Origin of the sequence: Enterobacter sp. K16B, assembly GCF_020216105.1 — a bacterium.
Classification (GTDB): Bacteria; Pseudomonadota; Gammaproteobacteria; order Enterobacterales; family Enterobacteriaceae; genus Enterobacter; species Enterobacter sichuanensis.
Map to the genome: position 1 here is coordinate 38,541 of NZ_JAIWJZ010000021.1, position 23,570 is coordinate 62,110.

22 protein-coding genes and 1 other annotated feature are annotated in these 23,570 nt (G+C 46.3%); of the genes, 12 read left to right on the forward strand and 10 right to left on the reverse strand.

Annotation, left to right across the window (positions count from 1 at the left end; translation table 11 throughout):
- Positions 1-125 precede the first annotated feature (125 nt).
- The 10 genes from galF (at position 126) to ugd (ending at position 12,293) form a co-directional block, all read left to right on the forward strand.
- Positions 126-1,022, forward strand: a complete 897-nt coding sequence (gene galF / locus LDK53_RS05240; RefSeq protein ID WP_225284806.1) for a GalU regulator GalF — start codon at positions 126-128, stop codon at positions 1,020-1,022.
- Between the two features lie 281 nt (positions 1,023-1,303).
- Positions 1,304-2,584: a flippase gene (locus LDK53_RS05245; protein ID WP_318527747.1), complete on the forward strand. Its 1,281-nt coding sequence runs from the start codon at positions 1,304-1,306 to the stop codon at positions 2,582-2,584.
- Positions 2,585-2,596: 12 nt separating this feature from the next.
- Positions 2,597-3,694: a UDP-galactopyranose mutase gene (glf, locus tag LDK53_RS05250; RefSeq protein ID WP_225284808.1), complete on the forward strand. Its 1,098-nt coding sequence runs from the start codon at positions 2,597-2,599 to the stop codon at positions 3,692-3,694.
- Between the two features lie 21 nt (positions 3,695-3,715).
- Entirely contained in the window at positions 3,716-4,708 is a 993-nt protein-coding gene (locus LDK53_RS05255; protein WP_225284809.1) for a hypothetical protein, read from the forward strand.
- A gap of 33 nt (positions 4,709-4,741) precedes the next feature.
- On the forward strand, positions 4,742-5,920 hold the full coding sequence (locus LDK53_RS05260) for an O-antigen polymerase (protein ID WP_225284810.1): 1,179 nt from the start codon (positions 4,742-4,744) through the stop codon (positions 5,918-5,920).
- The gene (locus LDK53_RS05265) at positions 5,917-7,023 is read left to right on the forward strand and encodes a glycosyltransferase family 4 protein (RefSeq protein ID WP_225284811.1); all 1,107 of its coding nucleotides are present in this window, start codon (positions 5,917-5,919) and stop codon (positions 7,021-7,023) included. Before LDK53_RS05260 ends, LDK53_RS05265 begins: the two co-directional genes overlap by 4 nt.
- A 408-nt stretch (positions 7,024-7,431) precedes the next feature.
- Positions 7,432-8,838, forward strand: a complete 1,407-nt coding sequence (gene gndA / locus LDK53_RS05270) for an NADP-dependent phosphogluconate dehydrogenase (protein ID WP_225284812.1) — start codon at positions 7,432-7,434, stop codon at positions 8,836-8,838.
- Between the two features lie 94 nt (positions 8,839-8,932).
- Positions 8,933-10,018 carry a dTDP-glucose 4,6-dehydratase gene (gene rfbB, locus LDK53_RS05275; RefSeq protein ID WP_225284813.1) on the forward strand — a complete coding sequence of 362 codons (1,086 nt, stop codon included), beginning with the start codon at positions 8,933-8,935 and terminating at the stop codon, positions 10,016-10,018.
- Complete coding sequence (gene rfbA / locus LDK53_RS05280; RefSeq protein ID WP_225284814.1) at positions 10,018-10,899, forward strand: glucose-1-phosphate thymidylyltransferase RfbA; 882 nt, start codon at positions 10,018-10,020, stop codon at positions 10,897-10,899. The genes rfbB and rfbA overlap by 1 nt, the downstream gene beginning before the upstream one ends.
- A gap of 227 nt (positions 10,900-11,126) precedes the next feature.
- Entirely contained in the window at positions 11,127-12,293 is a 1,167-nt protein-coding gene (gene ugd, locus LDK53_RS05285) for a UDP-glucose 6-dehydrogenase (RefSeq protein ID WP_225284820.1), read from the forward strand.
- A 53-nt stretch (positions 12,294-12,346) separates the two neighbouring features.
- Here the strand turns inward: ugd and LDK53_RS05290 are convergent, their stop codons facing one another.
- Positions 12,347-13,351: an NAD-dependent epimerase gene (locus tag LDK53_RS05290; protein ID WP_225284821.1), complete on the reverse strand. Its 1,005-nt coding sequence runs from the start codon at positions 13,349-13,351 to the stop codon at positions 12,347-12,349.
- Positions 13,352-13,542: 191 nt separating this feature from the next.
- Here LDK53_RS05290 and wzzB point away from each other — a divergent pair, with 191 nt between their 5' ends.
- Together wzzB and LDK53_RS05300 are read left to right on the forward strand one after the other, a co-directional pair.
- Positions 13,543-14,541, forward strand: coding sequence for an LPS O-antigen chain length determinant protein WzzB (wzzB, locus tag LDK53_RS05295; RefSeq protein ID WP_225284822.1), 999 nt, complete (start codon positions 13,543-13,545; stop codon positions 14,539-14,541).
- A 406-nt stretch (positions 14,542-14,947) separates the two neighbouring features.
- A complete protein-coding gene (locus LDK53_RS05300) occupies positions 14,948-16,006 on the forward strand; it encodes a glycosyltransferase (RefSeq protein WP_225284824.1) in 1,059 nt (352 codons plus the stop codon).
- 218 nt (positions 16,007-16,224) lie between these two features.
- Here the strand turns inward: LDK53_RS05300 and hisIE are convergent, their stop codons facing one another.
- From hisIE to hisL, 9 genes are all read right to left on the reverse strand, one after another.
- On the reverse strand, positions 16,225-16,836 hold the full coding sequence (hisIE, locus tag LDK53_RS05305; protein ID WP_225284826.1) for a bifunctional phosphoribosyl-AMP cyclohydrolase/phosphoribosyl-ATP diphosphatase HisIE: 612 nt from the start codon (positions 16,834-16,836) through the stop codon (positions 16,225-16,227).
- On the reverse strand, positions 16,830-17,606 hold the full coding sequence (hisF, locus tag LDK53_RS05310) for an imidazole glycerol phosphate synthase subunit HisF (RefSeq protein ID WP_225284830.1): 777 nt from the start codon (positions 17,604-17,606) through the stop codon (positions 16,830-16,832). Before hisF ends, hisIE begins: the two co-directional genes overlap by 7 nt.
- Positions 17,588-18,325 (reverse strand): 1-(5-phosphoribosyl)-5-[(5-phosphoribosylamino)methylideneamino]imidazole-4-carboxamide isomerase, encoded by a 738-nt coding sequence (gene hisA / locus LDK53_RS05315; RefSeq protein ID WP_225284832.1) that lies wholly within the window; start codon positions 18,323-18,325, stop codon positions 17,588-17,590. Before hisA ends, hisF begins: the two co-directional genes overlap by 19 nt.
- Positions 18,325-18,915, reverse strand: coding sequence for an imidazole glycerol phosphate synthase subunit HisH (gene hisH, locus LDK53_RS05320; protein ID WP_025759313.1), 591 nt, complete (start codon positions 18,913-18,915; stop codon positions 18,325-18,327). Before hisH ends, hisA begins: the two co-directional genes overlap by 1 nt.
- Positions 18,915-19,982: a bifunctional histidinol-phosphatase/imidazoleglycerol-phosphate dehydratase HisB gene (hisB, locus tag LDK53_RS05325; RefSeq protein WP_095441721.1), complete on the reverse strand. Its 1,068-nt coding sequence runs from the start codon at positions 19,980-19,982 to the stop codon at positions 18,915-18,917. The genes hisH and hisB overlap by 1 nt, the downstream gene beginning before the upstream one ends.
- Entirely contained in the window at positions 19,979-21,040 is a 1,062-nt protein-coding gene (hisC, locus tag LDK53_RS05330; RefSeq protein WP_225284835.1) for a histidinol-phosphate transaminase, read from the reverse strand. Before hisC ends, hisB begins: the two co-directional genes overlap by 4 nt.
- Positions 21,037-22,341 carry a histidinol dehydrogenase gene (hisD, locus tag LDK53_RS05335; protein WP_025759308.1) on the reverse strand — a complete coding sequence of 435 codons (1,305 nt, stop codon included), beginning with the start codon at positions 22,339-22,341 and terminating at the stop codon, positions 21,037-21,039. Before hisD ends, hisC begins: the two co-directional genes overlap by 4 nt.
- Positions 22,342-22,346: 5 nt before the next feature.
- Positions 22,347-23,246, reverse strand: a complete 900-nt coding sequence (gene hisG / locus LDK53_RS05340) for an ATP phosphoribosyltransferase (protein ID WP_000886595.1) — start codon at positions 23,244-23,246, stop codon at positions 22,347-22,349.
- Between the two features lie 45 nt (positions 23,247-23,291).
- Positions 23,292-23,415: a sequence feature (His leader region), on the reverse strand.
- Positions 23,391-23,441, reverse strand: coding sequence for a his operon leader peptide (hisL, locus tag LDK53_RS05345; RefSeq protein ID WP_001364200.1), 51 nt, complete (start codon positions 23,439-23,441; stop codon positions 23,391-23,393). It overlaps the preceding feature by 25 nt.
- Positions 23,442-23,570 lie beyond the last annotated feature (129 nt).

Consider the following 23,570-nt stretch of genomic DNA (forward strand, 5'->3'; position numbering starts at 1 on the left):
CAGATTACAACTACAGAAATTAGTGTGGTCAGGGCGTAACATTACCCGAGAATTACGGCAAATCATGCTGGCGAAAACAGGTTTAAGAGCTATAATTCGTCAACCATTTTAAGGTGGAAGATATAATGATTAATTTGAAAGCAGTCATTCCGGTAGCAGGCCTGGGCATGCATATGCTGCCAGCCACAAAAGCCATTCCAAAAGAGATGCTGCCGATCGTCGACAAGCCAATGATTCAGTACATTGTCGACGAGATTGTTGCTGCAGGGATCAAAGAAATCGTCCTGGTTACCCATTCTTCAAAGAATGCGGTAGAAAACCATTTCGACACTTCTTACGAACTCGAAGCGTTGCTTGAGCAGCGCGTCAAACGCCAGCTGCTGGCGGAAGTACAGTCTATTTGTCCTCCAGGCGTGACCATCATGAACGTGCGCCAGGCACAGCCGCTGGGTCTGGGTCACTCTATTCTCTGTGCCCGTCCGGTTGTGGGTGATAACCCGTTCATCGTGGTGCTGCCGGATATCATCATTGATACCGCTTCTGCCGACCCGCTGCGTTACAACCTGGCGGCCATGGTGGCACGTTTCAATGAAACGGGTCGTAGCCAGGTGCTGGCGAAACGCATGAAAGGCGATCTCTCCGAGTACTCTGTTATCCAGACCAAAGAAGCGCTGGAGACGGAAGGGCAGGTGAGCCGCATTGTGGAATTCATCGAAAAACCGGATCAGCCACAGACGCTGGACTCAGACCTGATGGCGGTTGGCCGTTATGTTCTGAACGCGGATATCTGGGCCGAGCTGGAAAAAACCGAGCCAGGTGCCTGGGAGCGTATTCAGCTCACCGACGCGATTGCCGAGCTGGCGAAGAAGCAGTCTGTCGATGCGATGCTGATGACCGGTGAGAGCTACGACTGCGGTAAGAAGCTGGGCTATATGCAGGCGTTTGTGAACTATGGGCTGCGTAACCTGAAGGAAGGGGCGAAGTTCAGAAGCCGGATTGAGAAGCTGCTGGCAGAATATTAAATACGCTTATGGTATTCGGCACGCTAAAAGGCAGATGAGAGTAAAGGTTTAAGTACTATATTCTCATGCTGCCATTAGTATTAATATAATTCTTGTCATCATTCAGGAAAACTTGAATCTTGATGCTCAAAAACATGTTTTCCACTTGTTTTATAGGTGCTTTATGAACACAATAACAAAGACTTAACAACAGATTCTAGAGTGGTTTCTAGCTTGAATCGTGTTGACATATAGACATCCCTCGTTAGTGCACTGGTAGCTATTAAGCCAGGGGCGGTAGCGTGCCAAATTTATTGCGACATATATGGTGTTTAGTGACATTCAACTCAACTCTCAATAAAAATATATTATATCTTGCTTTGGTTCAGGGGAGTTCTTACATATTACCTCTCATCACATTTCCATATCTTGTTAGAGTCTTGGGACCAGAATTTTTTGGCCTACTTGGTTTTTGTCAGGCCTCAATGCAATATCTTGTTCTTGTGACTGATTATGGATTTAACTGGACTGCCACCCAACAAATCGCGAAAAATAAAAATGACAAACATGAATTGACCCAGATATTCTGGAGTGTGATTTTCGCAAAGTTTTTTCTTGCATTATTCGCGTTTATTATTCTTTTAATTGCGTGTCTTTTTATCCCGCAATATAACAGTGTTTGGTATATTCTTCTGGCTTTTTCACCTTTGGTTATAGGAAATATAATTTATCCAGTCTGGTTTTTTCAGGGTATAGAAAAAATGAAATGGATAACATTATGTACTATTTCTGCAAGGTGTTGTGTCATACCTCTCACATTCATTTTTGTATCTTCACAAAAGGATATTTGGTTAGCAGCGTTAATTCAGGGGTCGGTAAATTTCATCGCTGGGAGTATTGGTCTATTTTTAATTGTTAATCGAGGCTGGGTTTCCGGTTTTTGCTTTAATCTTACACAAATAAAACTAAGTCTTATTAACGGTTGGCATGTATTCCTTTCTACATCAGCTATCAGCCTTTATACGATTAGCACCACTGTTATTCTAGGTTTTGTTGCCGGTCCGGTAGCTGTAGGGATTTTCAATGCTGCAAACACAATCAGAAATGCGGCGCAAGGCTTACTTAGCCCAATAACCCAAGCTATATATCCAAGAATAAACACTTTGTTTGATAATGAATATCAAGCGGCATTGTCGTTAATAAGAAAGTGTGTTCGTTATGTTGGAGGTTTGGCATTTATTGGTTCAATTCTTCTTTTTATTTTATCTCCGTGGCTTATTGAGTTTGGGGCTGGCGTTGGCTATGAAAAATCAGTTGACGTTCTTCGCTTGATTGCATTCCTTCCTTTTGTTGTGATTTTAAGCAATATTTTTGGAGTGCAGACAATGTTGACACATAACTATAAAAAACAATTTAGCCGTATCCTTCTTGCCAGTGGGGTAATTAATCTAATAATTATTTATCCTCTTATTTATTATTACTCCGAAGTCGGAGCTGCGGTATCTCTTCTGATTACAGAATCATTTGTAACGATCTCAATGTATTTATTTCTGCGTTATAAACATATATATATTATTAAATGATTGGTGGGTTTAATGTACGATTATCTTATAGTTGGTGCGGGTCTCTTTGGGTCAGTATGTGCTTTCGAACTTAAAAAAATGGGGAAAAAAGTACTTGTCGTTGAAAAACGCGATCATATTGCCGGGAATGCATTTACAGAAAATAATAATGGAATACATGTTCATAAATATGGTGCACATATCTTCCACACGAATGACAAAAAAATTTGGGATTATGTAAATTCATTTGTTGAGTTTAATAGATTCACAAACTCGCCATTGGCAAACTATCAAGGTGTACTTTATAATCTCCCATTTAATATGAATACCTTTTATCAGCTCTGGGGTACAAAAACACCTTCGGAAGCATTAGCGATTATTAACGAACAGCGAAAGGAGTTAGGCGATAAACAGCCTGAAAATCTTGAAGAAAAAGCAATTTCATTAGTTGGTCGCGATATCTATGAAAAGCTTATAAAAGGTTATACTGAAAAACAGTGGGGAAGAAGAACCACTGAATTGCCAGCGTTTATTATCAGTCGCTTACCAGTTCGTATGACTTATGATAATAACTATTTTTCTGACCGTTACCAGGGTATCCCTATTGGGGGGTATACTAAAATGGTTGAAAAAATGCTGGAAGGGGTTGACGTTCAATTAGGCGTTGATTTTTTAAAAAACAAGAAAGAATTGAGCTCTCTTGCCGATAAAATTATATATACTGGTCCAATTGACGAGTACTTTGACTATTGTTATGGTCAATTAGAATACCGATCATTACGTTTTGAAACCGAAAAAGTTGATGTAGATAATTATCAGGGAAATGCAGTAATAAATTACACTGAGGCTGAAGTCCCTTATACTCGAATAATTGAGCACAAACATTTTGATCCCGTTGATACTCCTCATAGCATCATTACTAGGGAATACCCGATAGAGTGGTCGGTTGGAGATGAACCTTATTATCCTGTTAATGATGTAAAAAATATGGAGTTGTATAAAAAGTACAAAACATTAATTGACAAAGACAATAACGTGTCATTTGGTGGGCGACTGGCTGAATATAAATACTACGATATGCATCAAGTAATCGCATCAGCTTTACATTTTGTTTCTAAACAAGCTAAATAATAGTCTAGTATAAGAATATTTATGTCTAAATTTATTTTTGTTCACGATTTAACTGAAACCGCTAATCATGCAGGATTTAAAGCGAGATTTGATTCCAAAGAGATTGCTGAGGCTATTGGCGGAAGAATTGTTAAGCTACCACTAAGCATTGGATCTTTGTATTCTCGATTTAAAAGTGCCTTGTCACTAATTCTGTTTTTGATGAAAATTAACAGTGCAGAGATTATTGTTTTTAACTATCCGCTGGCGAAACCATATAATATAATTCTTTCTTATTTTGTTTCTTTCCGTAAACTGAAAGTCATATTTATTATTCACGACCTAAATTCATTGAGACGTAATGTTACTGAAGACGAGGTTTTATTTAAAGCGTTTAAAATTATAAGCCACAACCCTTCCATGAATAATTATTTAGAGAGTATAGGTATATCTCGTAATAAGATTATCACGTTAGGCATTTTTGACTATTTGTTAACATCAAAAAAAATATTGTCTGATAATTCAGATAAAAAAATTGGGCTATTAATTGCAGGCAATTTATCTCAACAAAAGGCTGGGTATCTTTATCACTGGGAAAGCAAGATCCCAATTGATTTGTTTGGTATTAATTATAATGGAGTAAATGAACATCTCGTTTATCATGGCGTTTTTGAGGCTAATGAACCTGAAGTTATATTAAATTTAAATAAAAAGCTCTATGGGTTGGTATGGGATGGTAATTCTCATTTGACATGTGAAGGAGTCTATGGAGAGTACCTGAAATATAACAACCCACATAAAGCTTCATTATATTTATCATTGGGTTTGCCGATATTTGTTTGGAAACAATCTGCTCTGGCCGATTTCGTAATGAGAGAAAAATGTGGCGTTTTAATTGAAAAACTTTCTGATATATCTATTTTCTTAGAAAATACTAGCAATCATGATGTTTATTTTGAAGGTGCTAAACGTGTTGGTCGTCAAATTTCTTGTGGTTATTATTTAAAGAAAGCTCTTCATGAAGCAGTTGAATAGTTTTTTAAATATAAAGGTACTTAACGGTGAGATATGTACTTAATTATATTGCTACTACCATTGGTTCTTTTTTTCTATAGATTTTCACGAGATGTATTTAATCCAGCTTTTTTATTATCATCATCTTTTATTTTTGTTTCATTAATTATAATATGGACTTCTGATATTCTTGTCTATGAATTTGAACTAGAGACTCAGTTGTTTATATTCGCTAATGTGGTTATTTTTTCGTTTAGTTCGTTGTCAGGGGCTTTGTGCTTAAAAGGGACGAGTAATCAAAATTATAGGTTAGAATCACGTATTAGTTATAATACTCTTGTCATTGTATTTGTAACTGTTGCTTCAGCATATGTTATTTTGCGATTTAATGGTTATGGGACATCATTGTCTGAAATTAGACAATCACTTCATGAAATTAGATCAGAGGAGGTGAGCGAAGGTCATTCTCAAATACAATACTTGTTAACAGTAATATATGTCTTATGGGGGTGGCTATTAATCGCGAGGGAAAATACTTCAAAGAATAAATTATTACTCATACTAATGCTTATCCTTTTGCTGGCAGTTTCAATCGCAAGTACATCCAAACAAGCCACTTTTATGTTGTTTATTTCTACTTTCTTTATAATGACAAAAAGGAGGTTGAAATCAATATTATTATTTGCTTTGCTAGGTGTATGTGTGTTCCTATTTTTCAGTTTTGTTGTACGCAATAATGATTCATCTAACTTTATTTTAGCATTAAAAACTTATCTAACTATGTATATATCTAGTCCAACAATAGCTATGCAAGAGAATTATCTTTTGTGGGACAAATTAGGAGATAGCAACCTTTTAAGGTTTTTTGCTAAGTTGAGTGGGGAGGAAGTTCCTTCAAGTTTGCATCGTCCATTTGTGTATGTCGGTGTTCCTACTAACGTGTATACAGCATATTCGGATTATGTTGTTTATGGTTGGTTTGTATCTATCATTGTCAGTTCAATACACGGTTTTATTTGTGGAGTTTTGTGGAAATTAAGTTATTTTTCTTTATGGGCAAAAATATTTTACTCTCTTTTTGCATATAGCATTGTTTTTGCATTTTTTCATGAAAGTTTTATGACATATTTAAGTTTGTGGCTGCAGATTTTAATTTTGGCATTAGTTGTTAGTTTATCTACTAGATTAATTTTTTGGAAAAAAAACATTCAAGGTTGTGAGCGTCTTCAATGAAAAAAGTTGTTTTGTCTGCCAATACTGGTTGGTATTTGTATAATTTTCGAAGAAACACTATCAGACAATTTATTGAGACTGGAAATAAAGTTTTCATTGTTGCCCCCAGTGATGATTACACATCAAAACTTAAAGAATTAGGCTGTGTTTGTATCAATCTTAAAATTTCTGGTAGAGGAATGAATCCTTTAAAAGAAGCAATAACATTATTATCATTTATTTTTGTTTACTATAAAATCCGACCTGATTTAATATTTAACTTCACTCCTAAAAACAATATTTATAGTACGTTGGCTGCATACTTTTTGCCCGCAAAAGTGGTCAACAATATAGCGGGTCTTGGTACGGCGTTTATTGGGAAATCAATGTCTGAAAAGTTTATTAGTTTTCTTTATAAAATCTCTCAACGACGTGCCGATGTGATTTTCTTTCAAAATAGAGAAGACCGGAAAATATTCTTGGATAGAAAAATAGCTACAATTGAAAAAAGCAAAATAATCCCAGGATCGGGAGTGGATTTGGAGCGATTTCATTATACCTGTCGTGACGAGGATGGAATTGTTAAGTTTGTTTTAATTGCAAGGCTAATCAAAGAAAAAGGCATATTAGAATATGCTGAGGCCGCTGCTAAATTAAAAGAAAAATACGGTCAAAAAGTTCTCTTTAGTCTTGCGGGATTTGTTGATGAAAGAAATCCATCAGCGGTGTCAAAAGATAAGATTAATTCTTGGCATCAAAACAGCATTGTCAACTTTTTAGGCAAGACCGATCAAATAGAAAAAATTCTGATGGAGAACGACTGTGTTGTTCTTCCTTCATATTATCGTGAAGGTGTTCCTAAAAGTTTATTAGAAGCAGCTGCGATGGGAAAAATTATCGTAACAACAGATAATGTTGGTTGTAGAGAAACGGTTATTGACAGAGAAACGGGGTATCTTTGCAACATTAAATCCTCAGCATCACTTGCATCCGTACTTGAAAAGGTAATTTTGATGAGACAAGATGAACGAGTTCGGATGGGTATTGCAGGGCGTGAGTATATACGAAAACATTTCGATGAAAAAATTGTAATAAATGAATATCTACAATGTCTAATTAAATAATTTTTCTACTTACGCTTTTTTGTATAACCAAAATAATGACTATTTTAAAAGCGTGTTTCATAAGTCTTCATTTTTGGCTCTGTCATGATTACTTCATTATAAATGAAGGCCATTCTGTTTTACATGATAACTGCTAATGATTGGACCTAAAATAAACTCAGTGTTTAAACTCAATGAGTATATATTTCAAAGCTAAATAAAGTGAAGAACGGTGTTGGTTTATTATATAGTAAGCTGCCGTAAGGGCACTTATTTATGCTTACAAAAAAAATATAATTGTGGTGAAAATAGTCATAGCTTGTATGGGTGCCAGTAAAAGCTGTTCATTTTTAGCTTTTCTAGGTTAACATGTTTACTACTTTTCAAGCCGTGCACAGTCGCGGCGACCACACCTGACAGGAGTATGTAATGTCCAAGCAACAGATCGGCGTTGTCGGTATGGCAGTGATGGGGCGCAACCTGGCGCTCAACATCGAAAGCCGTGGTTATACCGTCTCCGTTTTCAACCGCTCCCGTGATAAGACCGAAGAAGTCATCGCTGAAAACCCAGGCAAGAAACTGGTTCCTTTCTATACGGTTAAAGAGTTCGTTGAGTCCCTGGAAACGCCTCGTCGTATCCTGTTAATGGTGAAAGCGGGTGCAGGTACCGATGCTGCTATCGACTCCCTGAAACCTTACCTGGACAAAGGCGACATCATCATTGATGGCGGTAACACCTTCTTCCAGGACACCATCCGTCGTAACCGTGAACTCTCTGCTGAAGGTTTCAACTTCATTGGTACCGGTGTTTCCGGTGGTGAAGAGGGGGCCCTGAAAGGCCCATCCATCATGCCTGGTGGCCAGAAAGAAGCGTACGAGCTGGTCGCACCTATCCTGACCAAAATCGCCGCTGTCGCGGAAGATGGCGAGCCGTGTGTGACCTATATCGGCGCAGACGGTGCAGGCCATTACGTGAAGATGGTTCACAACGGTATCGAATACGGCGACATGCAGCTGATCGCTGAAGCGTATTCGCTGCTGAAAGGCGGCCTGAACCTCTCTAACGAAGAACTTGCCGAGACCTTCAGCGAGTGGAACAAAGGCGAGCTGAACAGCTACCTGATCGACATCACCAAAGATATCTTCACCAAGAAAGATGAAGAAGGTAAATACCTGGTTGATGTGATTCTGGATGAAGCAGCAAACAAAGGTACCGGTAAATGGACCAGCCAGAGCTCCCTGGATCTGGGTGAACCGCTGTCTCTGATTACCGAATCCGTATTCGCGCGTTACATCTCTTCTCTGAAAGAGCAGCGTGTGGCGGCATCCAAAGTGCTGTCTGGCCCGCAGGCCAAACCAGCCGGCGACAAAGTCGAGTTCGTTGAGAAAGTGCGTCGCGCACTGTACCTGGGCAAAATCGTTTCTTACGCACAGGGCTTCTCTCAGCTGCGTGCGGCATCAGACGAAAACAACTGGGATTTGAACTACGGTGAAATCGCGAAGATTTTCCGTGCGGGCTGCATCATTCGTGCGCAGTTCCTGCAGAAAATCACTGATGCCTATGCGGAAAACGCAGGTATCGCGAACCTGCTGCTGGCACCATACTTCAAGAAAATTGCGGACGAATACCAGCAGGCGCTGCGTGACGTGGTTGCCTACGCTGTGCAGAACGGTATTCCGGTTCCAACCTTCTCCGCTGCAGTGGCCTATTACGACAGCTACCGTGCTGCCGTTCTGCCTGCTAACCTGATTCAGGCTCAGCGTGACTACTTCGGTGCGCATACCTACAAACGCACTGATAAAGAAGGTGTGTTCCACACCGAATGGCTGGATTAAACTGAATTAGTTGTTGCCATTCTATCAAGCCCGGTAGCGATACCGGGCTTTTTTATCCCGCCCAATCCACTCACTTTTTAACGGAATAGATCGCGTGAAAATTCTTGTTACTGGTGGGGCCGGTTTTATTGGCTCCGCGGTTATCCGACACATTATTCGCAATACTCGGGATAGCGTAGTTAACGTTGATAAATTGACCTATGCCGGTAACCTGGAATCCTTGCGAGAAGTCAGCGATAACGCACGTTACGTATTTGAACATGCTGATATCTGTGACAAAGTTGCCATGGAGCGCATTTTTGCCGCTCATCAGCCGGATGCTGTAATGCATCTGGCGGCGGAAAGCCATGTCGATCGTTCTATAACCGGGCCGGCGGCGTTTATTGAAACCAATATTGTCGGTACCTACGTCCTGCTGGAAACCTGCCGCGCTTACTGGTCTTCACTGGATAACGCGGCAAAAGCAGCCTTCCGTTTTCACCATATTTCAACGGATGAAGTGTATGGTGATTTACCTCATCCTGATGAGCAAACTGATTCTGCGCCATTACCGCTTTTTACAGAAATCACGTCATACGCACCGAGTAGCCCTTACTCCGCCTCCAAAGCATCCAGCGATCATTTAGTCCGGGCGTGGATCCGTACTTACGGCTTGCCAGCAATAGTCACTAACTGCTCAAATAACTATGGACCTTTCCACTTCCCGGAAAAATTAATCCCGCTGGTTATTCTTAATGCCATTGAGAACAAATCGTTACCGATTTACGGGAAGGGCGATCAAATTCGCGACTGGTTATATGTGGAAGATCATGCCCGTGCGCTTTATACCGTTCTGACAACAGGTAAACCTGGCGAAACGTATAATATCGGTGGTCACAACGAGAAGAAAAATATTGAGGTTGTACACACTATTTGCGATTTGCTGGATGAAATTGTTCCGAAGGAAAAATCATATCGCGAGCAGATAACCTATGTCGCAGACCGGCCTGGCCACGACCGCCGTTATGCTATAGATGCGCATAAAATTAGCCGTGATCTGGGCTGGACACCCAGGGAAACATTTGAAAGCGGTATACGTAAAACGGTTGAATGGTATTTAAACAATTCGGAATGGGTCTCGAATGTTAAAAGTGGCGCCTATAAGAGCTGGATTGAACAGAATTATGGGGAGCGCAAGTAATGGCGAAGCGTAAAGGTATTATCTTAGCGGGTGGCTCGGGCACTCGTCTTTATCCCGTCACAATGGCAGTGAGTAAGCAGTTGTTGCCCATCTATGACAAGCCGATGATCTACTATCCGCTTTCAACGCTGATGCTCGCTGGTATCAAAGATATTCTTATCATTAGTACACCGCAGGATACCCCTCGTTTTGAGCAACTTCTGGGTGATGGCAGCCAGTGGGGGTTACACTTGCAATATAAGATACAGCCGAGTCCGGACGGTTTAGCTCAGGCGTTTATTCTTGGCGAAGAGTTTATCGGCGAGGATAACTGTGCGCTGGTTTTAGGCGATAATATTTTCTATGGACACGATCTTCCTCGATTGCTGGAGGGTGCCGCCAGTCAGGAAAATGGGGCAACCGTATTTGCCTATCATGTCAGCGATCCTGAACGTTACGGTGTGGTTGAATTCGACAAAGATGGTACTGCGATCGGTCTTGAAGAAAAACCTCAGCAGCCGAAAAGTAACTATGCCATAACGGGCCTCTATTTTTACGATAACGACGTCATTGAGATGGCGAAGAGCTTAAGCCCCTCGGCGCGGGGTGAGCTGGAAATCACCGATATCAACCGTCTTTATATGCAGCAGGGAAGATTATCCGTCGCGATGATGCGACGCGGTTATGCATGGCTGGATACCGGGACGCACCAGAGCATGATTGAGGCAAGTAATTTCATAGCAACTATCGAAGAGCGTCAGGGGCTGAAAGTATCTTGCCCTGAAGAGATTGCATTCCGCAGAGGCTTTATCAATGCGGCACAGCTCCGTGTACTCGTCGAGCCTTTGAAAAAGACCGGCTATGGGCAATATCTTCTCAATCTGACTAAGGGAATAGTCTGATTTGAATCTGCATATGATAATGTCTGCGGCATCGTGAAAAATCGCAATGCTGCTGGAAAAAAGGCGCCATAAGCCCTGTTCTGCCAGCCTACTAGCGGGGGAAATACGTTCATCCGCTCGGGGATAACCTTGACAGTTAAATAGCATTAGCGATAAAAAAACCCCAGTTAATCATTGTGGTGATTGTTTGAATGTCACCAGAAACTCATACTGAAGAAGCTAAACGAATGAAAATAACCATCTCCGGAACAGGCTATGTCGGTCTCTCAAACGGCATACTGATTGCTCAAAACCACGAAGTGGTTGCGTTGGATATCGTGCAGGCCAAAGTGGACATGCTTAACCAGAAGAAGTCCCCGATTGTCGATAAAGAGATCCAGGAGTATCTGGCGCACAAGCCGCTTAATTTCCGTGCAACCACCGATAAAGAAGACGCCTATCGTGATGCGGATTTCGTTATCATCGCGACACCAACGGACTACGATCCAAAAACCAACTACTTCAACACCTCTACGGTGGAAGCGGTGATCAAAGACGTTATCGCGATTAATCCAAAAGCGGTGATGGTTATTAAATCGACTATTCCGGTAGGTTTTACAAAATCTATTAAAGAGAAGTTCGGTATTGATAATATCTTCTTCTCGCCAGAGTTCCTGCGTGAGGGAAGGGCGCTGTACGATAACCTGCATCCTTCTCGTATCGTTATTGGCGAGCGTTCAGCCCGCGCAGAGCGTTTTGCCGCACTGCTTCAGGAAGGTGCCGTTAAGAAGGATATCCCGGTACTGTTCACCGACTCCACCGAAGCCGAAGCGATTAAGCTCTTTGCCAACACCTACCTTGCCATGCGCGTTGCCTACTTTAACGAGCTGGACAGCTACGCAGAAAGCCTTGGCCTGAACAGCCGCCAGATTATTGAAGGCGTCTGCCTGGATCCGCGCATTGGTAACCACTATAACAACCCGTCATTTGGCTACGGTGGTTATTGCCTGCCAAAAGATACCAAGCAGCTGCTGGCCAACTATCAGGCTGTACCGAACAACCTGATTTCGGCGATCGTTGACGCTAACCGTACGCGTAAAGATTTCATCTCAGATTCTATCCTTGCGCGTCAGCCTAAAGTCGTCGGCGTGTATCGTCTGATCATGAAGAGCGGTTCCGATAACTTCCGTGCCTCTTCTATTCAGGGCATCATGAAGCGTATTAAGGCGAAAGGGGTTCAGGTTATTATTTATGAACCAGCGATGCAGGAAGATGAGTTCTTCCACTCTCGCGTGATTCGCGATCTGGATGCATTCAAGCAGGAAGCGGACGTGATCATCTCTAACCGCATGGCGGAAGAGCTGGCGGACGTGGCGGATAAAGTCTATACCCGCGATCTGTTCGGAAGCGATTGATAGCTTCTAACGCGCATAAAAAAACCCGGCCATGTTGCCGGGTTTTTTTATTTTCAGACCTTGTAGAAAGCCCGATACCAGTCGACAAAGTTTTTCACCCCGTCTTTGACTGAAGTCTGCGGTTTAAAGCCAATAACGTCATACAACGCTTTCGTATCCGCGCTGGTTTCCAGCACGTCACCCGGTTGAATCGGCATCATGTTTTTCTCTGCTTCTTTGCCGAGTGCTTCTTCCAGCGCCGTAATGTAATCCATGAGCTCGACCGGAGAGCTGTTACCAATGTTGTAAACGCGATAAGGCGCGGAGCTGGTTGCCGGGGAACCGGTCTCAACTGTCCAGTCTGCATCGGCCTGAGGAATGACATCCTGCAAACGAATAATGGCTTCAGCGATGTCGTCGATGTAAGTGAAGTCACGCTTCATCTTACCGTAGTTGTAAACATCGATGCTTTTGCCTTCAATCATCGCTTTGGTGAACTTAAACAGCGCCATATCCGGACGGCCCCACGGGCCATATACGGTAAAGAAACGCAGGCCAGTGGTCGGCAGGTTATACAGATGGGAATAGGTATGCGACATCAGCTCATTGGCTTTTTTGGTCGCCGCATACAGTGACACCGGGTGGTCTACGGAGTCGTCAGTGGAGAACGGCATCTTGCGGTTCAGACCATAAACGGAGCTTGATGAAGCATACAGCAGGTGCTGTACCTTGTTATGACGACACCCTTCCAGTACGTTGAGGTGACCCACCAGGTTGGCGTCCGCATAGGCGTGTGGGTTTTCAAGAGAGTAGCGAACCCCTGCCTGTGCAGCCAGATGAATGACGCGATCAAACTTCTCGCTGGCAAACAGCGCCGCCATCCCCTCACGATCGGCTAACTCCATCTTGTGGAAGGTGAAATTCGCGGAGTTGAGCAAGTCCAGACGTGCCAGCTTAAGGTTCACATCATAGTAGTCATTGAGATTATCAATCCCGACGACCTGGTGTCCGGCGTCCAGTAAGCGTTTGCTGACATGAGAACCGATAAACCCTGCCGCGCCCGTAACCAAAAATTTCATATCTTCCCTCGTTAACTTTTCTATCTCGTCGATGCCTGCAGCATCAGAATTGCTATATGATAGCGCGTTGGCTGCGAGTTACATAACCCATCTTTCCGATATAACTCATCGGATTCTGATAGAAAAATCGGCCGCAACAGATACAATATACGAACACTACAGTTTTCCCCTTATGATCAGTCAGGGATTTTATGAGACAAAACAACAATCACCTTGCCAAAAGAAGCAACGACACGGAGCAAATTGATTTACTTGATCTTTTCCTTCAGTTGTGGCGGGGAAAGTGGATAATCGGAGCATTCATCTCCATTTTTATCGTCGTAGCCGGGGTTTATATCATCGTGGCGAAAGAGAAATGGACATCATCTGCAATTATCGCTCAACCTGATGCTGCGCAGATCGCAACGTACTCTAACGCTTTAAACATACTTTATGGTAGTGCTGCACCTTCAATGCTGGATATTCAAAATCGAGTAATTGGGCGTTTTAACTCATCATTTTCTGCTTTATCCCAAGCTCTTGAAAATCAAGAGATTCCTGAAAAGCTTACTATTGAACCAACCGTTAAAGGGCAACCACTGCCACTTAGTGTCTCTTACACCGGCGAGTCTCCCGAGGGTGCTCAAAAGCAGCTGGCACAATATATTCAGCAAATAGACGAGCAAACAGCTAAGGAGCTTGCTCTGGACTTGAGAGACAACATTAAGCAACAAATCGCTACTTTAACCGACTCCCTTGAAAACCAGGAGAAGGTTGCTCAGGAACAGAAAGAGCTACGTATAAAGCAATTAACTGAGGCTCTTAAAAATTCAATAGCTGCAAAGATCGTAGCGCCGCAGATACAGCAAACTCAAGATGTAACTCAGGAGACAATGTTCCTTTTGGGAAGTGAAGCATTGAAATCTATGATTGAAAATGAAGCATCTCGTCCATTAGTATTCTCAAGTACATATTATCAAACTAAGCAAAACCTTCTCGATATTAGCGGTCTAAAAATTGAACCTGAAACAATACATGTTTATCGTTATGTTATGAAACCTGATTTGCCCGTTCATATCGATAGCCCCAAAAAATTGCTCACTCTGATTCTCGCGGTTCTGCTCGGCGGGATCGTCGGAGGGAGTGTTGTTTTTGTGCGTAATGCTTTGAATAATTATCATATAAAAGGTGTCAATTTAAGTGAAGGATAACGTAAGAAGACTATTTAATCTATTTCATAATCAAATGTCTATCTTTTGATTTCATGGGAATGTTGATTTCTAAGCTACGTTTAAATACGTGGCTTATTTTTGCTTAAATAACCACTTAAAGGTGAGAGTGTTTTTGATGTACAATCTTATATTAATCCTTGGTTGAAATTGTTAGGATATAACTACATTACATCTTTTTTACTAATATACTGTTGACGAGGAGAATAAAACGGTTTATTTCTCTTGGTTGTTGATATTGAAAATGATATAATTTCTGATTTATTGACGTTAATATGGAATGTAAATGGCTGATATTTTATCATGTTAATGTTATATTACCGGCATACCTGATGTTTTTCAGTAAGTTACGCATGTTTTTTTTCGGTTGAAAGACTGTAGGAGCATTATGAAGATTGTTCATGTTATTACATCCCTTGGTTTAGGGGGGGCTGAAAGAACCGTCTGCGACTTAGCAGATCAACAAGCCCTCACTGATAACGACGTTTACTTGATTTCTCTCACAGGAAAAACTGTAACAAAACCTGAAAACAATTCAATTAAAATTATTAATCTTAAATGTAATAAATCGGCAGTTGGTTATTTTAAAGCTCTTTTGGGGCTGTCTAAGATATTAAAAAAAATCGCACCAGATGTTGTGCATGGACATATGTTTCACGCAATAATGGCTGTTAGGTTGATTCCAGTCAAGAAATTTGTCGTTATCAATACTTTCCATAATCTTTGTGAAACATCAAAAATAAGATGTTTATTATTAAAGGCTACAAATTTTTTAAAAGATTTGAATACCTGTGTTTGTGATGAAGCATCCGCATTCTATGGTGGTGTCACTATACCAAACGGGATACCATTAGATAAATTTGCGTTCGACAAGTTTGGTTGTGAGAAAATAAAGAAGGCCTACGCAATTAATGAGGGTGTTTTTTTATTCGGGTATGTCGGACGACTACATAAAGACAAAAATGTTGAATTACTAATAGAAGCGTTTTCTCATATAAAAAATACGGCGCCTAATTCTAAATTGCTAATTGTAGGAGATGGGGAAAATGCTCAACATTTGCGAGATTATGTGGCTGAATTGAATCTGGAAAGCATGGTGATATTCCATGGGCGTAGTGCTAACATAACAGAAATATATTCTTCTATAGATTTGTTAGTTATACCTTCATTGAAAGAAGGATTTGGACTTGTTGCTGCTGAATCAATATTATGCGGGACGCCGGTTATTTCTATGAATAATTCAGGGGTGCCTTATGTATTAGATTGCCCTGATCTTATTTGTAATTCCATCGATGACTTACAAACTAAAATGATGATGTTTTACTCTCGAAATAAGATTATTTCCGTTGATAAGATTGCTAAGTCTATTGAGAAAAGATTTTCAATGCTAAATATTGAGCATACATACAGGGACATGTATTTTAAAGTAAAACGTACCATCCGTTGATTGCTGAGTCACGGAGTTGAAACCTAGTGATATTATTTTCAAATTCGTTTCTTTTTATTAAGTAAGACTCGCTGGATTGATGCGATAATATCTGCCATTTAATATTGATATTATACTTTAATAATGGCCTGTTTATCATAAAATTTTTAACTCTAAGTTTGATAAACAGGCTCAACGCCATAATTATTAGACGTCAAATTGTTATAAATTATTAATATTTATTTATGCCGCTTACGAAGATTTTCTATCACCGCCGTTAAATCCAGCTCCTGATCCTGCAGCAGCACCAGCAGGTGATACATCAAATCCGACGCTTCATTGGTCAGCTCCTCGCGGTCATGCACCGTGGCGGCCAGCGCGGTTTCGACGCCTTCTTCACCCACCTTTTGCGCAATACGCTTGGTGCCGCTGGCGTACAGCTTCGCGGTATAGGAGCTCTCAGGATCCGCTGTTTTACGCTCAGCCAGTAACTGTTCCAGTTGATACAGAAACAACCACTGGTGGCTTGCCTCACCGAAGCAACTGCTGGTGCCTTTATGGCAGGTCGGGCCAATCGGATTGGCCAGTACCAGCAGGGTGTCGTTATCGCAGTCAGGCGTAATGCTGACCACATTCAGGAAATGGCCCGAGGTTTCACCCTTGGTCCACAGACGCTGTTTCGTGCGGGAGTAAAAGGTCATTTTGCCGCTGTCGAGGGTTTTTGCCAGCGCGTCCTGGTTCATATACCCCAGCATCAGCACTTCGCCTGAAACCGCATGCTGCACAACCACCGGCAGTAATCCGTCGGTTTTTTCCCAGTCCAGCTGTGCCTGTTGTTGCTCTGTTAACATACCCTGATCTCCACGCCCTGGTCGGCCAGGTACGTTTTTAACTCACCAATATTGATAATCTGCTTGTGGAACACGGAGGCGGCCAGCGCGCCATCCACGTTCGCGTCGCGGAAGGCTTCCAGGAAGTGCTCCATGGTGCCCGCGCCGCCGGAGGCAATCAGCGGTACGTGGCAGACCGCACGGACTTTTTTAAGCTGCTCAAGGTCATACCCGTTACGCACACCGTCCTGGTTCATCATGTTCAACACGATTTCGCCCGCGCCGCGCCTCTGCACTTCCTGCACCCAGTCGAGCGTCTCCCACTGCGTCACACGTGTCCGGCTCTCATCGCCGGTATACTGGTTGACGTGATATTTACCCGTAGCGGCGTCATACCAGGTATCGATTCCCACGACAATACACTGCACGCCGAAGCGATCGGCGAGACGGGTAATCAGCTCCGGGTCGGCCAGGGCAGGAGAGTTGATGGAGATCTTGTCGGCACCAAACGAGAGAATTTTGGCGGCGTCATCAGCGGACTTAATCCCGCCCGCCACGCAGAAGGGGATATCAATCACTTCCGCCACGCGTGCGACCCAGCTTTTGTCCACCACGCGGCCATCGCTGGAGGCGGTGATATCGTAAAATACCAGCTCATCTGCGCCTTCATCGGCATAGCGTTTTGCCAGCGGGACGATATCGCCGATGATCTCGTGGTTGCGGAACTGCACGCCTTTTACCACCTGGCCGTCACGCACGTCCAGGCAAGGGATTATCCGTTTTGCCAGCATTGAATCGCCTCCGTCACAGTAAATTTGCCTTCCAGCAGGGCCCGGCCAACAATCACGCCCTTCACACCGGTCCCGCGCAGCGCGGCGATATCGGCTAAGTCACCGATGCCGCCAGATGACTGGAACGCCACCTGCGGATAACGGGCGCAGACTTCCTCATATAACGAAACGTTGGAACCTGCCAGCGTGCCGTCGCGGGAGATATCCGTGCACAGCACGTGCTTCAGGCCAACGGGCAGATACATCTCGACCAGCGCTTCCAGCGTCACGCCGGAGTTTTCCTGCCAGCCGCTGACCGCCACTTGTTTATTACCCTGTGCATCAATGCGCACGTCCAGCGCCAGTACCAGCGCGTCGGCACCAAAACGACGGAACCAGCCTTTTACGGTCTCAGGCTCTTTCACCGCGGTTGAACCGACCACCACGCGCGCCACGCCCGCCTCCAGCAGTGCCGTGACGTCGTCTTCCGTACGCACGCCGCCGCCAACCTGGACGGGCACATCAACACCGGCAACCAGATTTTTCAGCAGGGGGATCTGGCGTTTCGCCGGATCTTTCGCGCCGGTCAAATCCACAAGATGCAGGACCTGCGCACCCTGGGCGGCATACTCCTGCAGGCGCGGCAGCGGGTCGTTCCCGTAGTCACGCTGCTGACCATAATCACCCTGATGGAGACGGACAACCGTGCCGTCAATTAAATCTAAAGCGGGAATAATCATCACATCTCCAGGAAATTTTTCAGCAGCTGCGCGCCCGCTGCGCCAGAGCGCTCCGGGTGAAACTGTACGCCGAAGAAATTGTCTTTCTGCACGGCCGCAGTGAACGCCTCGCCGTAGTTGCACTGGGCGATCGTATTCGCGTTCACCGGCATGGCGTAGCTGTGCACGAAGTAGAAATATGCCCCGTCTTCAATGCCGCGGAACAGGCGGTCGCCCGCTTTGGCGTAGACGCGGTTCCAGCCCATGTGCGGCAGAGGCAGGCCGTGGTCGGCCATTTTCGGCACGTCTTCGTCGATAATGCCCAGCAGGTCAACGCCGTTACTCTCTTCGCTGCGACGTCCCAGAAGCTGCATGCCTAAGCAAATCCCCAGCACCGGCTGAGTACAGGCTTTGATCAGATCGACCAGCTCGCGCGCGTGGATCTGGTCCATTGCCGCCTGCGCGGTGCCAACCCCCGGCAGGAATAACTTATCGGCGCGCAGCACCACGTCCGGGTCACGGCTCACCACCGGCTCGTAGCCGTGGCGGGTGATGGCCGACTTTACGGAGTTCAGGTTGGCGCATCCGGTATCCAGAATCACCACATTCATTACAGCACTCCTTTCGATGAAGGCAGGGCGTCACCTTCCACGCGGATCGCCTGGCGAAGGGTACGGCCGAAGGCCTTGAAGAGACTCTCTACGCGGTGGTGGTCGTTCTTGCCCTTGGTCTTCAGGTGCAGCGTCAGGCCCATGGTGTAGGACAGTGAGCGGAAGAAGTGCTCCACCATTTCGGTGCTCAGATCGCCCACGCGCTGGTAGTTGAAGTCTGCTTTATATTCCAGGTGCGGACGTCCGGAGATATCCATGGCGCAGCGTGCCAGGCATTCGTCCATCGGCAAAACGAAGCCAAAACGGTTAATACCGCGCTTATCGCCGAGCGCCAGCTTCAGCGCTTCACCCAGCGCCAGGCCGGTATCTTCCACGGTGTGGTGATCGTCAATGTACAGGTCGCCTTTGACCGTGATCTCCATGCGGAAACCGCCGTGGGTGGCAATCTGGTCCAGCATGTGGTCGAAGAAACCGACGCCGGTGTGGATCTTGCTGCCGCCTTCACGGTCCAGCCAGACCTTCACGTCAATCTGCGTCTCTTTGGTGTTGCGCTCAACGTGGGAATAGCGGTCACGTTTGGTCAGCTGCTCGCCAATCATCGCCCAGTTAAGGTTGTTGCGGTCATAACGCAGCCCCGTGATGCCCATGTTTTCCGCCAGCGTGATATCGGTGATGCGATCGCCGATGACATAGCTGTTGGTTTTATCCAGCACATCTTCCGCCAGATAGCGTTCTACCAGCTTCACTTTTGGCTTACGGCAGTCGCACTCATCGGCTGGCATGTGCGGGCAAATCAGCACCTCATCAAAGACCACGCCCTGAGAGGTGAGCACCTGCATCATCAGATTATGCGGGCCGTCAAAATCCGCCTGCGGGAAGCTGTCGGTACCCAGACCGTCCTGGTTGGTGATCATCACCAGCTTAAAGCCTGCTTTTTGCAGCTTCAGCAGCACCGGGATCACGTCGGGTTCAAAAGCCAGCTTGTCGAAACGATCGACCTGAAAATCGGCTGGTGGCTCCGAAATAAGGGTGCCGTCACGATCGATAAAAAGGATCTTCTGGGTCATACTTTCTCCGCTTTCAGGGCGTCAATCACGCGCTGGCTCTCTGCGCGAGTGCCTACGGTAATGCGCAGGCAACCGCTCAGGGAAGGTTGTTTATTCTGGTCTCGTAAGATAATGCCCTGATCCCATAAAGATTTAAATACGGCGCTGGAAGCGGTGAAGCGCACCAGGATGTAGTTGGTTTCCGAGTCGAAGACCTGCTCCACGCAAGGAATCTCTTTCAGGGCGGTTACCAGATACTGACGCTCCTCCAGGATCTGCGCCACACGTTCGCGCATCGCGTTGATCCCCTGCGGGGTCAGCGCCTGGGCCGCAATGTCGGCAACCGGCGTGGAGAGCGGGTACGGGGCGATCACTTTCAGCAGCAGGTCGATGACCTCTTTATTCGCCAGGGTGAATCCGCAGCGCAGACCCGCGAGGGCGAAGGCTTTCGACAGCGTACGCAGTACCACCAGGTGTGGATACTCTTCCAGCCAGCCTGCCAGCGACGCCTGCGGGCAGAACTCGATGTAGGCTTCGTCAGCAACCACCAGAGCTTTACCGCGGGTCATCTCCAGCAGGGTACGGATATCCTGCGGGTTAATAATCTGCCCGGTCGGGTTGTTTGGGCTGCAGACAAACACCACTTTTACGCCGTCGAGATTGTTGGCAATGCCCTGCAGATCCAGCTGCCAGTTCTCCAGAGAGAGCACGTTACGGCACGCCACGCCGAAGGTTTCTGCGCTGACACTGTACATGCCGTAGGTCGGCTGGCAGTACATCACGGCATCTTTACCCGGCTCGCAGAACGCGCGGATCAGCAGTTCAATACCCTCGTCGGCTCCGCGGCTGACCAGCACCTGCTCTGGCTTCACCCCAGCGTACTGCGCGTAGTTCTCAATCACCGCTTTTGGCTGACACTCCGGATAACGGTTCAGCGTCTGCTGCGACAGCTCAAACTGCACCGCGGTCGGGAATTCGTTGGCGTTCAGCCAGACATCCCCTTTGCCCCCCAGACGGCGTGCAGACTGGTAAGGCGTCAGGCGACGGACATTTTCGCGGGCTAATTCTTCAATGTTCATGCTTGCTCCTTCAGGGCTGCAACGCGCAGCGTAACGGCATTTTTGTGAGCGGTCAGGCGCTCGGCGGCGGCCAGCGTCTCAATGGTGGATGCCAGTGAGGCAAACCCTTCGCGGGAGAGTTCCTGCACGGTCATGCGTTTCTGGAAATCTGCCAGGCCCAGGCTGGAACAGGTTGAGGTATAGCCATACGTCGGCAGAACGTGGTTGGTGCCGGAGGCGTAATCGCCCGCGGATTCCGGTGACCAGTCGCCGAGGAACACCGATCCTGCGCTGGTGATGCTGTCGACCAGCTCGCGCGCGTTACGGGTCTGAATAATCAGGTGCTCCGGGCCGTACTGGTTGGAGATGGCAATGCACTGCGCCAGATCGCGCGCCACAATCAGGCGGCTGGCCGCTAACGCCTGGCGTGCCGTGTCGGCGCGGGGCAGGTCGGCAAGCTGGCGCTCGACGGCTTCGCCAACGCGCGTGGCCATATCGGCATCCGGAGTCAGGAGGATCACCTGAGAGTCCGGGCCGTGTTCCGCCTGGGAAAGCAGGTCAGACGCCACGAAATCTGGCGTTGCGCCGCTGTCAGCAATCACCAGTACTTCAGACGGGCCGGCAGGCATGTCAATGGCCGCGCCGTCCAGACGCTGGCTGACCTGGCGCTTGGCTTCGGTCACGAAGGCATTACCCGGGCCAAAAATTTTGTCGACCTTCGGAATGGATTCGGTGCCAAACGCCAGGGCAGAGATCGCCTGCGCGCCGCCCACTTTATACACCGCCTGCACACCACACAGTTTTGCCGCGTAGAGAATTTCATCGGCAATGGGCGGTGGGGAGCAGAGCACCACTTTCTGGCAACCGGCGATGCGCGCCGGGGTGGCCAGCATCAGGACGGTGGAGAACAGGGGAGCCGAACCGCCGGGAATATAGAGCCCCACTGACGCGACCGGACGGGTTACCTGCTGACAACGCACGCCGGGCAGGGTTTCGACATCCACGGTCTGCAGCTTCTGCGCGGTGTGGAAGGTATCGATGTTTTTCACCGCGACGGCCATCGCCTGCTTTATGTCATCCCCCAGACGATTGCTGGCATCCAGGATTTCCTGTTCGGTCACTCTTAATGCGCCGACGTCTGTCTTATCAAATTTTGCGCTGTATTCACGCAGCGCGTCATCGCCACGGGCTTTGACGTTATCCAGGATCTCCGCCACGGTGCGTGAGATGCTTTCGGAAGCGGAAATCGCCGGGCGCATCAGCAGCTCGCGCTGTTGCGCGTCGCTACAGGTATTCCAGTCGATGATTGTGTTAAAGCTCATGGCAATTACTCCATCATCTTCTCAATTGGCAGCACCAGGATGGAGCTTGCCCCCAGCGCCTTCAGTTTTTCCATGGTTTCCCAGAACAGGGTTTCGCTACTTACCATGTGCATCGCCACGCGCTGCTGATCGCCCGCCAGCGGCAGGATGGTCGGGCGCTCAGCGCCTGGCAGCAGGGCAATCACCTCATCCAGACGCTCGGTCGGAGCGTGCATCATGATGTATTTGGATTCACGCGCCTGAATCACGCCCTGAATACGGGTCAGGAGTTTGTCGATCAGCTGTTGCTTGGCATCGGCCATCTCGCCGTCACGCTGGATCAGGCACGCTTTGGAGCGGTAGATCACTTCCACTTCGCGCAGGCCGTTCGCTTCCAGCGTCGCGCCGGTGGAGACCAGGTCACAGATGGCGTCCGCCAGACCCGCGCGCGGGGCCACTTCAACTGAGCCGTTCAGCAGACAGGATTTAAACTGCACGCCTTTCTGGTCCAGGTAACGCTTTAACAGGTGAGGGTAGGAGGTGGCGATACGTTTACCGTTCAGCGCGGCCGGGCCGTCCCAGGCTTCATCAACCGGCGTCGCCAGCGAAAGGCGGCAACCGCCGAAATCCAGACGACGCAGGGTGAAGTAACGCGGATCTTCACCCTGCGCACGGCGGGTCAGCAGCTCTTCTTCCAGCACGTTTTCACCGATGATGCCAAGATCAACGACGCCATCCATGACCAGGCCGGGAATATCGTCATCACGCACGCGCAGAATGTCGATGGGCATGTTTTCAGCCAGAGCAATCAGGCGCTGGGTGTGCAGGTTGATTTTAATCCCGCAGCGGGCCAGCAGTTCGCGTGAATCGTCACTTAAACGGCCTGATTTTTGAATAGCTATGCGTAAGCGTGAGTTATCTAACATTCTTTATTCCTCGTTAACCTGTTTTAACCTGTCTGAATTCGGTCCAAAAAAAAGCCCCCGGAAGAAGATCTTCCGGGGGCTTTCTCATGCGTTCATGCACCACTGGAAGATCCAAACGTCTTCCAGCACACATCGCCTGAAAGACTAGTCAGGATGATGGTGATGATGGTGGTGTTTAAATTGAACGCGTGTCATATAAATTCTCGATGAATGCTTATTCATTTGATGTCTTTTAACCTAAACCAGTTGTGCGACATATTGCAAGGGCTTTTTTTGATCATTAATTCATTTCATATTGATGCTATGAATTGTGTGTTCTGCCGG